8 protein-coding genes are annotated in these 12,804 nt (G+C 55.6%); 7 read left to right on the top strand and 1 reads right to left on the bottom strand.

The window, feature by feature from the left end:
• Positions 1-43: 43 nt before the first annotated feature.
• From polB to rluA, 3 genes are all read left to right on the top strand, one after another.
• Positions 44-2,401 carry a DNA polymerase II gene (polB, locus tag DFO56_RS09550; RefSeq protein WP_045509965.1) on the top strand — a complete coding sequence of 786 codons (2,358 nt, stop codon included), beginning with the start codon at positions 44-46 and terminating at the stop codon, positions 2,399-2,401.
• A gap of 225 nt (positions 2,402-2,626) precedes the next feature.
• A complete protein-coding gene (gene rapA, locus DFO56_RS09545) occupies positions 2,627-5,533 on the top strand; it encodes an RNA polymerase-associated protein RapA (protein ID WP_045509968.1) in 2,907 nt (968 codons plus the stop codon).
• A gap of 10 nt (positions 5,534-5,543) precedes the next feature.
• Positions 5,544-6,203, top strand: coding sequence for a bifunctional tRNA pseudouridine(32) synthase/23S rRNA pseudouridine(746) synthase RluA (gene rluA, locus DFO56_RS09540; protein WP_020456518.1), 660 nt, complete (start codon positions 5,544-5,546; stop codon positions 6,201-6,203).
• A gap of 40 nt (positions 6,204-6,243) precedes the next feature.
• Here rluA and djlA read toward each other — a convergent pair whose 3' ends face one another.
• Positions 6,244-7,065 (bottom strand): co-chaperone DjlA, encoded by an 822-nt coding sequence (gene djlA / locus DFO56_RS09535; RefSeq protein WP_020456517.1) that lies wholly within the window; start codon positions 7,063-7,065, stop codon positions 6,244-6,246.
• Positions 7,066-7,261: 196 nt separating this feature from the next.
• Here djlA and lptD point away from each other — a divergent pair, with 196 nt between their 5' ends.
• Genes lptD through rsmA form a run of 4 tightly spaced genes read left to right on the top strand, consistent with a single transcriptional unit; the run spans position 7,262 to position 12,802 of the window.
• The gene (lptD, locus tag DFO56_RS09530; RefSeq protein WP_045509972.1) at positions 7,262-9,658 is read left to right on the top strand and encodes an LPS assembly protein LptD; all 2,397 of its coding nucleotides are present in this window, start codon (positions 7,262-7,264) and stop codon (positions 9,656-9,658) included.
• A gap of 53 nt (positions 9,659-9,711) precedes the next feature.
• Complete coding sequence (gene surA / locus DFO56_RS09525) at positions 9,712-10,998, top strand: peptidylprolyl isomerase SurA (RefSeq protein ID WP_020456514.1); 1,287 nt, start codon at positions 9,712-9,714, stop codon at positions 10,996-10,998.
• Positions 10,998-11,984, top strand: coding sequence for a 4-hydroxythreonine-4-phosphate dehydrogenase PdxA (gene pdxA, locus DFO56_RS09520; protein ID WP_045509975.1), 987 nt, complete (start codon positions 10,998-11,000; stop codon positions 11,982-11,984). Before surA ends, pdxA begins: the two co-directional genes overlap by 1 nt.
• Positions 11,981-12,802: a 16S rRNA (adenine(1518)-N(6)/adenine(1519)-N(6))-dimethyltransferase RsmA gene (gene rsmA / locus DFO56_RS09515; protein ID WP_020456512.1), complete on the top strand. Its 822-nt coding sequence runs from the start codon at positions 11,981-11,983 to the stop codon at positions 12,800-12,802. The genes pdxA and rsmA overlap by 4 nt, the downstream gene beginning before the upstream one ends.
• Positions 12,803-12,804 lie beyond the last annotated feature (2 nt).

Below are 12,804 nucleotides of genomic sequence, written 5' to 3'. Positions count from 1 at the left end.
CCAGGCTATAATCTCGCCTGGTTTTGTTTTATGAGAGACGGCTGTGGCGCAGGCGCAAGAAGGTTTTATTTTAACCCGACACTGGCGGGATACCCCCGGCGGAACCGAGGTCGAGTTCTGGCTGGCGACGGATAATGGCCCGCTGCGCGTCGTGCTGCCACCGCAAGAATCGGTCGCCTTTATTCCCGCCGCGCAGGTGGAAAAGGTTAAGTTGCTGCTGCGAACCGAAAAGCAGTGGCGCTTAACGCCGCTGAACCTGAGCGACTTTCACCGCCAGCCGGTATATGGCCTTTATTGCCGCGCACATCGCCAACTGATGCGCATTGAAAAAATGCTGCGCGATGACGGTATCACCGTTTACGAAGCCGATATCCGCCCGCCGGAACGCTTTCTGATGGAGCGCTTTATTACCGCGCCGGTGTGGGTTGACGGCACGCCACAAGGTGCCGCGCTGGTTGACGCGCGGCTAAAACCCAGCCCGCACTATCGCCCGCCGCTGAAATGGGTGTCGCTGGATATCGAAACCAGCCGCCATGGCGAGCTTTACTGTATCGGCCTTGAGGGCTGCGGGCAGCGCACGGTCTATATGCTCGGCCCGGAAAACGGCAGCGCGCAGGGGCTGGATTTTGAGCTGGAGTATGTTGCCAGCCGCCCACAACTGCTGGAAAAACTCAACGCCTGGTTTGCCGCGCACGATCCGGATGTGATCATTGGCTGGAACGTCGTGCAATTCGATTTGCGCGTGCTGCAAAAAAGCGCCGAGCGCTACCGCGTACCGCTGACGCTCGGGCGTAACGGCGGCGAGCTGGAGTGGCGCGAACACGGTTTTAAGAATGGCGTCTTCTTCGCACAGGCCACCGGCAGGCTGATTATTGACGGGATTGAAGCGCTGAAATCGGCGTTCTGGAACTTCTCCTCGTTCTCGCTGGAAGCCGTCTCCAGAGAGCTGCTTGGCGAAGGCAAAGCGATTGATAACCCGTGGGATCGCATGGATGAGATCGACCGGCGCTTCGCCGAAGATAAACCCGCGCTCGCCACCTATAACCTGAAAGATTGCGAACTGGTGACGCGTATCTTTCACAAGACGGAGATCATGCCGTTTTTGCTGGAGCGCGCTACGGTAAACGGTTTGCCCGTTGATCGCCACGGCGGCTCGGTGGCGGCCTTCAGCCACCTCTATTTTCCACGTATGCACCGCGCAGGCTATGTCGCGCCAAATCTCGGTGGCGTGCCGCCGCAGGCCAGCCCTGGCGGTTATGTAATGGATTCGCGCCCCGGCCTGTATGACTCGGTGCTGGTACTGGATTACAAAAGCCTCTACCCCTCTATTATCCGCACTTTCCTGATCGATCCCGTCGGCCTGGTTGAAGGCATGGCGCAGCCGGATAACGCGCACAGTACCGAGGGGTTTCTTGGCGCATGGTTTTCGCGTGAAAAGCACTGCCTGCCGGGGATTGTCGGGCAGATCTGGCACGGGCGCGATGAGGCCAAACGTCACGGCAACAAGCCGCTTTCGCAAGCGCTGAAGATCATTATGAATGCGTTTTACGGCGTACTCGGCACCAGCGCCTGCCGCTTTTTCGATCCGCGGCTGGCATCGTCGATCACTATGCGTGGCCACGAGATCATGCGCCAGACCAAAGCGCTGATTGAAGCGCAGGGTTACGACGTTATCTATGGCGACACGGACTCCACCTTCGTCTGGCTAAAGAAAGCCCACAGCGAAGAGGATGCCGCGCGTATTGGCCGCGCGCTGGTTGAACACGTCAACGGCTGGTGGTCGGCGCATCTTAAAAGCCAGCAACTGGAAAGCGCGCTGGAACTGGAGTTTGAAACCCATTTCTGCCGGTTTCTGATGCCCACCATTCGCGGCACTGAACAGGGCAGCAAAAAGCGTTACGCCGGAATGATTCAGGAAGGCGAGAACCAGCGCATGGTGTTTAAGGGGCTGGAAACCGTGCGTACCGACTGGACACCGCTGGCGCAGCAGTTCCAGCAAACGCTCTACCTGCGCGTGTTTCGCAATGAGCCTTATCAGGACTATGTGCGCGAAACCATTGCCAGCCTGATGGCGGGCGAACTCGACGATCAGCTTATTTATCGCAAGCGCCTGCGCAGAGCGCTTTCCGAATATGAACGTAATGTGCCGCCGCACGTGCGCGCTGCACGGCTGGCGGATGAAGAGAACCGCAAACGGGGTCGCCCGGCGCAGTACCAGAATCGCGGCACCATCAAGTATGTCTGGACCACCAGCGGGCCAGAGCCGGTGGATTACCAACACTCGCCGCTCGATTACGATCACTACCTGAGTAAACAGTTACAGCCGGTTGCCGAGGGAATTCTGCCTTTCATTGACGACGACTTTGCTACACTACTTACAGGGCAGCTGGGACTCTTTTGAGATTTACTTATCGCGTTTCCCGGCTTGCAACACTACCGCTATACCCTGGCTATTTCAGGTTTGTGCCGCCATGCGGCGCGAAAGACGGCAGGTATAGGTAGTGACGAAAGGGATTGCTTCCTTTACCATAGCGCCCTTCCTTTTTCTGGCCCCAAATTTTATACGCCCGCCTGCCTTCAGGCGGTGACGAACTATTGCCTGCAATTTGAGATATAGAGTTCATTTATGCCCTTTACACTTGGTCAACGCTGGATTAGCGACACGGAAAGCGAACTCGGACTTGGCACAGTCGTCGCAATGGATGCGCGCACGGTCACCCTCCTTTTTCCGGCCACGGGTGAAAACCGTCTGTACGCTCGCAGCGACTCTCCGGTTACCCGCGTGATGTTCAACCCCGGTGATACGGTGACCAGCCATGATGGCTGGCAGCTCACAATTGAAGACGTAAAAGAGGAAAACGGGCTGCTCGCTTACACCGGCACACGCCTGGATACGCAGGAAAGCAATGTCACCCTGCGCGAAGTGTTACTCGACAGCAAACTGGTGTTCAGCAAACCGCAAGACCGCTTATTCGCCGGGCAGATCGACCGTATGGATCGCTTCGCGCTGCGTTTTCGCGCACGTAAATACCAAAGTGAGCAGTACCGTATGCCGTGGAGTGGCTTGCGTGGCCAGCGCACCAACCTGATCCCGCACCAGCTGCACATCGCTCACGATGTGGGCCGTCGCCACGCGCCGCGCGTGTTGCTGGCAGATGAAGTGGGTCTTGGGAAAACCATTGAAGCCGGGATGATCCTGCATCAACAACTGCTTGCTGGCGCGGCTGAACGCGTGCTGATCGTGGTGCCGGAAACCCTGCAACATCAGTGGCTGGTTGAAATGCTGCGCCGCTTCAACCTGCGTTTTGCCCTGTTTGACGATGAGCGTTACGCCGAAGCGCAGCACGATGCCGACAACCCGTTCGATACCGAGCAACTGGTGATTTGCTCGCTCGATTTCGTGCGCCGCAACAAGCAACGCCTGGAGCACCTGTGCGACGCCGAATGGGATCTGCTGGTGGTCGACGAAGCGCATCACCTGGTGTGGAGCGAAAACGAAGCCAGCCGTGAATATCAGGCAATTGAGCAACTGGCCGAGCGCGTACCGGGCATTCTGCTGCTGACCGCCACCCCGGAACAACTGGGGATGGAGAGCCACTTTGCCCGCCTGCGCTTGCTGGATCCGAACCGTTTCCATGATTTCGCCCAGTTCGTTGAAGAGCAGCAAAACTACCGTCCGGTCGCCGACGCCGTGGCCCTGCTGCTGGCGGGTGAACGCCTCAGCAACGATGACCTCAATATGTTGAGCGATCTGGTGGGCGAGCAAGATATCGAACCGCTGCTGCAAACCGCCAACAGCGATCGCGAAGGCGCGGCTGCCGCGCGTCAGGAACTGATTTCCATGCTGATGGATCGACACGGCACCAGCCGTGTGCTGTTCCGCAACACCCGTAACGGTGTAAAGGGTTTCCCGAAACGCGAGCTGCACACCGTTAAGCTGCCGCTGCCGACGCAGTATCAGACGGCGATTAAAGTCTCCGGCATTATGGGCGCGCGTAAAAGCCAGGAAGAGCGTGCCCGCGATATGCTCTACCCGGAGCAGATTTATCAAGAATTTGAAGGCGATACCGGAACATGGTGGAACTTCGACCCGCGCGTTGAGTGGCTGATGGGCTACCTCACCAGCCATCGTTCGCAAAAAGTGCTGGTGATTTGCGCCAAAGCCGCCACCGCGCTGCAACTGGAGCAGGTACTGCGCGAACGCGAAGGTATCCGTGCGGCGGTGTTCCATGAAGGTATGTCGATCATTGAACGCGATCGCGCAGCGGCGTGGTTCGGCGAAGAGGACAGCGGCGCGCAGGTTCTGTTGTGCTCGGAAATTGGCTCTGAAGGGCGTAACTTCCAGTTCGCCAGCCATTTAGTGATGTTCGATCTGCCGTTTAACCCGGATCTGCTGGAGCAGCGCATCGGTCGTCTGGATCGTATTGGTCAGGCACACGATATTCAGATCCATGTGCCTTATCTGGAGAAAACCGCGCAGTCCGTGCTGGTGCGCTGGTATCACGAAGGGCTGGACGCCTTCGAGCACACCTGCCCGACCGGGCGCACTATTTACGATAGCGTTCACAATGAGCTGATTAACTACCTGGCAGCACCGGAAGATACTGATGGTTTTGATCAGTTGATCAAAACCTGCCGTGAGCAGCACGACGCGCTGAAAGCACAGCTGGAACAAGGCCGCGACCGCTTGCTGGAGATCCACTCTAACGGTGGTGAAAAGGCGCAGGCGCTGGCGGAAAGCATTGCCGAGCAGGACGATGACACGGCGCTTATTGCCTTCGCCATGAACCTGTTCGATATCATTGGTATTAACCAGGACGATCGCGGTGAAAATATGATCGTGCTGACGCCATCGGATCACATGCTGGTGCCGGACTTCCCGGGCCTGCCGGAAGATGGCTGCACCATCACTTTCGATCGCGACGTCGCACTTTCGCGCGAAGACGCGCAGTTTGTCACCTGGGAACATCCGATCATCCGTAACGGTCTGGATCTGATCCTTTCTGGCGATACCGGCAGCAGTACGATTTCGCTGCTGAAAAACAAAGCGCTGCCGGTCGGTACGCTTCTGCTGGAGCTGATCTACGTGGTGGAAGCACAGGCGCCGAAACAGCTACAACTTAATCGCTTCCTGCCATCGACGCCGATCCGCCTGCTGGTGGATAAAAACGGCACCAACCTCGCGGCTCAGGTGGAGTTCGAGAGCTTCAACCGCCAGCTCAGCGCGGTGAATCGCCATACCGGCAGCAAGCTGGTGAACGCGGTGCAGCAGGAGGTTCACGCCATTCTGCAAAAAGGTGAAACACAGGTGGAAGCCGCCGCACGCGAGCTGATTGACGCCGCGCGCAGCGAAGCGGATGAAAAGCTGTCGGCGGAACTGGCGCGCCTGGAAGCGTTAAAAGCGGTTAACCCGAACATCCGCGACGACGAACTGACCGCCATTGAGAGTAACCGCCAGCAAGTGCTGGAAAGCCTGGCGCAGGCGAGCTGGCGGCTTGATGCGCTGCGTTTGATTGTTGTGACGCACCAATAACGGAGCCCCAATGGTGATGGAACCCTACAATCCACCGCAGGATCCCTGGCTGGTTATTCTTTATCAGGATCAACACATTATGGTCGTCAACAAGCCCAGCGGCTTGTTGTCGGTGCCAGGGCGTCTGGATGAGCACAAAGACAGCGTGATGACGCGGATTCAGCGCGATTTCCCGCAGGCGGAATCCGTACATCGCCTGGATATGGCAACCAGCGGTGTGATTGTGGTGGCGCTTACCAAAGATGCCGAGCGTGAGTTAAAACGCCAGTTCCGCGAACGTGAGCCGAAAAAGCAGTATCTGGCACGCGTTTGGGGTCACCCGGAAAAAGCCGAAGGGCTGGTGGATTTACCGCTGATTTGCGACTGGCCGAACCGACCAAAGCAGAAAGTGTGTTTTGAAACCGGCAAAGCGGCGCAAACCGAGTATGAAGTGCTGGCGTTTGAGGAAGATGGTACCGCTCGCGTACGTCTGAAGCCGATTACCGGGCGCTCGCATCAACTGCGTGTACATATGTTAGCGTTAGGCCATCCGATTCTCGGTGACCGTTTTTACGCCACGCCAGAAGCGCTGGCAATGGCTCCGCGCTTGCAACTGCATGCTGAGACGCTAACCATCACCCATCCGGCGTTTGGCAACAGCATGACGTTTAAAGCGCCGGTAGATTTTTAAATCACTCTCCCGGTCTGACGACCGGGAGAGTTTTATGGCGTTAGCGAAAACCCTTCTGCTCGCGAATCAGCTCGTAAGCCTTCTGAATTTCCTGCGCTTTTTGTTTCGCCATCTCCATCATCTCCGGCGGCAGACCTTTCGCCACCAGTTTGTCCGGATGATGTTCGCCCATCAGCTTACGGTAGGCGCGCTTGATGGTGGTCGCATCGTCTGACGGTTTCACCCCCAGAACATTACAGGCATCTTCCAGCGTCGGGCCGCGTTGCGCCTGCTGCCAGCCGCCACCGCCCGCTTGCTGCTGGTGCTGATAACCACCGCCAAACTGCGCCCCGCCCTGCATCATGCGCAGAAACTGATCGAATTGCAGACGCGAAATCCCAAGCTCCTCAGCGATCACGTACAGCACTTCGCGTTCGCTGGGGTGCAAAGAGCCATCGGCGAAGGCTGCCTGGATTTGAATTTCCAGAAACATCCTAATCAAGTCGAAACGCCCGAAGCAGACGCTGCGAAACTGACGCATCTTGTCGCGTAACGGGTAATTATCCGTTTTGCCGACGCGAAATGCCTGCTGCGCTGCGCTGCGCGACTCGCCGTGCAGGTTCATGCGATCCATAAACAGGCTGGCGACCTGGATATCCGCTTCGGTTACCCGGCCTTTCGATTTGGTTAGATGCCCCATCACCTCGAAGGTGGTGGCAAAAAAGAGCGTCTGACGTTCGCGCTGGTTGGCAAACCACGCCATTTTCCGGCTGCGCGCCTTGTCAAAAAAGTGCCCGATTAACAACCCAAGAACCGCGCCCCAAAAGCCGCCGCCCATGAAAAGAGCGATGACAACCCCAACCACTTTCCCCCAATACTGCATATACTCCCCAAATCGTCATGCCGTCGGCTAAAATTTGCTTTATCATACCCGTCATTCTATGCCATGCACAGGCGCAGTCTTCTCCCCCTGGCTCGAACGCGGGCAGGATTAAAACTAGCGTTGCAAAGGCGAGTAAGTTAGTCTCAGACCGTTTGCCAGCGTAAAGCCACAGATGACGGAACAACAAATACAACGTATGAAAAAACGTATCCCCACCCTCCTGGCCACCATGATTGGCTCTGCCCTTTACAGCCAGCAGGGGATGGCAGCCGATCTTGCCTCGCAGTGTATGCTTGGCGTTCCCAGCTACAACCGCCCCCTGGTACAGGGCGACACCAATAATTTGCCGGTGACGATCAATGCCGATCACGCAAAAGGCAACTACCCTGACGATGCCGTTTTTACCGGCAATGTCGATATTAATCAGGGAAATAGCCGTTTACAGGCCGATGAGGTGCAGCTTCATCAGCAGCAGCCGGAAGGTCAGACGGACCCGGTTCGCACAGTGGATGCACTCGGTAATGTGCACTATGACGATAACCAGGTCATCCTGAAAGGTCCTAAAGGTTGGTCAAACCTGAACACCAAAGATACCAACGTCTGGCAAGGTGATTACCAGATGGTGGGTCGTCAGGGTCGCGGTACCGCCGATCTGATGAAACAGCGTGGACAAAACCGCTACACCATTCTGGACAATGGGATGTTTACCTCCTGCCTGCCCGGGTCGAATACCTGGAGCGTTGTCGGCAGCGAAGTTATTCAGGATCGCCAGGAGCAGGTTGCGGAAATCTGGAATGCGCGTTTTAAGCTCGGCCCGGTGCCGGTGTTCTATAGCCCGTATCTGCAGTTACCTATCGGCGACAAACGCCGTTCAGGTTTCCTGATCCCTAATGCCAAGTACAGCACGACAAACTATTTCGAGTTCTATCTGCCATACTACTGGAACATTGCGCCAAATATGGATGCGACGATCACGCCGCACTACATCCATAAACGGGGCAATATACAGTGGGAAAATGAATTCCGTTATCTGACGCAGGCCGGTGCTGGCCTTATTGAGTTCGATTACCTGCCGTCAGACAAAGTGTTTCAGGATGAGTACCCTAGCGAAGGGGAGCGTCACCGCTGGCTGTTTTACTGGCAACATGCCGGGGTAATGGATCAGGTGTGGCGTTTTAACGTTGACTACACCAAAGTCAGCGACCCGCACTATTTTAATGATTTCAATTCAAAATATGGCTCCAGTACTGACGGCTATGCCACGCAGATTTTCAGTGCGGGTTATGGAGTAGAGAACTTCAATGCAACAGTAACAACCAAACAGTTCCAGGTATTTAACCGCCAGAACAGTAACTCGTACGCTGCGTTACCGCAGGTGGATATTAACTGGTATCACAACGATCTGGGTCCGTTTGATTTCCGCGTATACGGCCAGGCAGTGAAATTTACCAATACCAATTCCAGCCTACCTGAAGCAACGCGTCTGCATTTAGAACCCACGCTCAGTCTGCCTGTATCAAACGCCTGGAGCAGTTTGAACACCGAAGTTAAGCTGCTGGGTACCCATTATCAGCAAGACAATATTGATACTTATCGCAACTACGCGCAGCAGCAGTACAACAGCAGCCAGAGTAGTTCCAACATGACCGCACTGGAAGCGGCGAATAAGTTGAAAGACAACGTTAGCCGCGTTATGCCGCAATTTAAAACTGACGGCAAGCTGGTGTTTGAACGCGATATGAACTGGGCGGAGGGCTACACCCAGACGCTGGAACCGCGCGCTCAATACTTGTATGTGCCGTATCGCGATCAGAGCCACATCAACAACTACGACTCCTCGCTGCTGCAATCCGACTACAGCGGGCTGTTCCGCGACCGTACTTATGGCGGTCTGGATCGTATCGCCTCCGCGAACCAGGTTACTACCGGCGTCACAACCCGCATTTATGATGAAGCGGCGGTTGAACGTTTTAACGTTTCTGTTGGTCAAATCTACTATTTCACCGAGTCCCGTACCGGGGATGACAACATTAACTGGGAGAAAGACAACAAAACTGGTTCGCTGGTGTGGGCAGGCGATACGTACTGGCGTATCTCCGATCGTTGGGGTCTGCGCGGCGGGGTGCAGTATGACACCCGTCTGAATAATATCGCTAACAGCAGCTCGTCGCTGGAGTATCGCCGCGATGAAGACCGTATGCTGCAATTGAGCTACCGTTACGCCAGCCCGGAATACGTACAAGCAACGCTGCCAAACTATGCAACTTCAGCGCAGTATAAAGATGGTATTTCGCAGGTAGGTGCCGCCGGAAGCTGGCCGATTGCGGACCGCTGGTCCATCGTCGGGGCGTACTATTACGATACCAATACCAGTAAACCTGCCGATCAGATGGTGGGTTTGCAATATAGCTCCTGCTGTTATGCGATTCGCTTTGGCTATGAGCGCAAAATCAACGGCTGGGAAAATAATCAAAGCAAATATGACAAGACCATCGGTTTCAACATTGAGCTGCGTGGCTTGAGCTCCAACTACGGCCTGGGAACGCAACAAATGCTGCGTTCGAACATTCTGCCGTACCGTAGCTCACTGTGATCTGTTTGATTTGCAACGTAATCCGCATTGCGGTTAATTGAAATGGAAAAGGTATGAAGAACTGGAAAACGCTGCTTCTCGGTATCGCTATGGTTGCGAATACCAGTTTTGCCGCGCCTCAGGTTGTTGATAAAGTCGCCGCCGTGGTCAATAACGGCGTGGTGCTGGAAAGTGATGTTGATGGTTTGATGCAATCCGTGAAGGCCAACGCAGGCCAGGCGGGTCAGCAATTACCGGACGACGCCACGCTGCGCCACCAGATCCTTGAACGTCTGATCATGGATCAAATCATTTTGCAGATGGGCACGAAAATGGGCGTCAAAGTCACTGACGAACAGCTCGACGCCGCCATCGCCGATATTGCCAAGCAAAACAATATGACGATGGATCAGATGCGTAGCCGCCTGGCCTATGACGGGGTGAATTTCAGCACCTACCGTAACCAGATCCGCAAAGAGATGATCATCTCCGAAGTGCGTAACAGCGAAGTGCGCCGTCGCGTTACGGTGCTGCCACAGGAAGTCGAAGCCCTGGCGCAGCAGGTGGGCAACCAGAATGATGCCAGCACTGAACTGAATCTGAGCCACATTCTGATCCCATTGCCGGAAAATCCGACCTCCGATCAAGTGAACGAAGCGGAAAGTCAGGCGCGTTCAATTGTGGAACAAGCTCGTAACGGCGGTGATTTTGGCAAATTGGCCATCACTTACTCTGCCGATCAGCAAGCACTGAAAGGCGGTCAGATGGGCTGGGGCCGAATTCAGGAGCTGCCGAGCATCTTTGCTCAGGCGCTGAGCACGGCGAAAAAAGGCGATGTGATTGGCCCAATCCGTTCGGGTGTTGGTTTCCATATCCTGAAAGTGAACGATCTGCGCGGCCAGACGCAGAGCATCTCTGTCACAGAAGTTCATGCCCGCCATATCCTGCTGAAACCGTCGCCGATCATGAGCGACGATCAAGCACGTGTGAAACTGGAACAGATCGCAGCCGATATTAAGAGTGGCAAAACTACTTTTGCTAACGCGGCGAAAGAGTTCTCTCAGGATCCGGGTTCTGCAAACCAGGGCGGCGATCTCGGCTGGGCGTCAGCAGATATTTATGATCCGGCCTTCCGCGATGCGCTGATGAAGCTGAAACGCGGCCAGATGAGCGGCCCAGTTCACTCCTCCTTTGGCTGGCACCTGATCGAAATGCTGGACAGCCGTAACGTCGACAAAACCGACGCGGCGCAAAAAGACAGAGCCTATCGCATGCTGATGAACCGTAAGTTCTCTGAAGAAGCGGCAACCTGGATGCAGGAACAGCGCGCCAGCGCCTATGTCAAGATTCTGAGCAACTAATGAAAACACAGCGTGTCGTTATCACTCCCGGCGAACCCGCCGGGATTGGCCCGGATCTGGTAGTGCAACTCGCCCAGCGCGACTGGCCGGTTGAACTGGTTATCTGTGCAGACGCAACGCTGCTGACCGACCGGGCCTCGCTGCTCGGTCTACCGCTTCAGCTGCGCGGTTACGATCCAACGGCCGTCGCAGTACCGCAACAAGCAGGCACATTAACGCTGTTGCCTGTTCCTCTGCATACGCCCGTCACCGCAGGCGTACTTAATACGCTTAACGGCTCTTACGTTGTAGAAACGCTTACCCGCGCCTGCGACGGCTGCCTGAGTGGCGAATTTGCCGCGCTGATTACCGGCCCGGTGCATAAAGGCGTGATTAACGATTCAGGGACGCCGTTTACCGGACACACGGAGTTTTTCGAGGAACGCTCTCACGTCGCCAAAGTGGTGATGATGCTGGCAACCGAAGAGCTACGCGTGGCGCTGGCGACCACACACTTGCCTATCAAAGCCGTGGCCGACGCCATTACGCCTGATTTGCTGCGGGAAGTGATCGGCATTCTGCACACGGATCTGCAACAGAAGTTCGGTATCACCCAACCGCATATTCTGGTCTGCGGCCTGAACCCGCATGCCGGTGAAGGCGGTCATATGGGAACGGAAGAGATTGATACCATCATTCCGGTGCTCAATGAAATGCGCGCGCAGGGTATGAATTTAAGCGGTCCGCTGCCGGCCGACACGCTTTTTCAGCCCAAATACCTTGATAATGCCGACGCCGTACTGGCGATGTACCACGATCAGGGTCTGCCCGTGCTAAAATACCAGGGCTTTGGCCGCGGCGTGAACATTACCCTCGGTTTACCCTTTATTCGCACATCCGTCGACCACGGTACCGCGCTTGAACTCGCGGGCAAAGGCACAGCGGATGTCGGCAGTTTTATTACGGCGCTTAATCTCGCCATCAAAATGATTGTTAATACTCAATGAATACTCGCGTCCATCAGGGCCACTTAGCCCGCAAACGCTTCGGGCAAAACTTTCTCCACGACCAGTTCGTGATCGACAGCATTGTCTCGGCCATCAACCCGCAAAAGGGTCAGGCTATGGTCGAAATCGGCCCAGGCCTTGGCGCGCTCACCGAACCGGTGGGCGAACGTCTGGATAAATTAACGGTCATCGAGCTTGACCGCGATCTGGCTGCCCGCCTGCAAACACATCCGTTCCTTGCACCTAAACTGACTATCTATCAGCAAGATGCAATGACCATGGATTTTGGCGAGCTCTCAAAAACGATCGGTCAGCCGCTGCGTGTTTTCGGTAACCTGCCGTATAACATCTCCACGCCGTTGATGTTCCATCTGTTTAGCTATACTGATGCCATTGCCGATATGCACTTTATGCTGCAAAAAGAGGTGGTGAATCGCCTGGTTGCGGGGCCAAACAGTAAGGCGTATGGTCGATTAAGCGTGATGGCGCAGTACTACTGCCAGGTTATTCCGGTGCTGGAAGTACCGCCCACCGCGTTTGCGCCGCCGCCAAAAGTGGATTCTGCTGTGGTTCGTCTGGTGCCGCACGCTCAATTACCGCATCCGGTGAAAGAGATCCGCACGCTGAGCCGCATTACCACCGAAGCGTTTAACCAGCGTCGTAAAACCATTCGCAACAGCCTCGGCAACGTCTTTACCGTTGAAGTGCTGGCGTCGTTAGGTATCGATCCGGCGATGCGCGCGGAAAATATTTCTGTAGCGCAATATTGCCAGTTAGCGAACTACCTGACAGAGAATGCGCCGCCGAAGGAGAGTTAACG

Source organism: Kosakonia sp. AG348, from assembly GCF_003337365.1.
GTDB lineage: Bacteria > Pseudomonadota > Gammaproteobacteria > Enterobacterales > Enterobacteriaceae > Kosakonia.
This window is presented reverse-complemented; position numbering and strand designations above follow the sequence as displayed.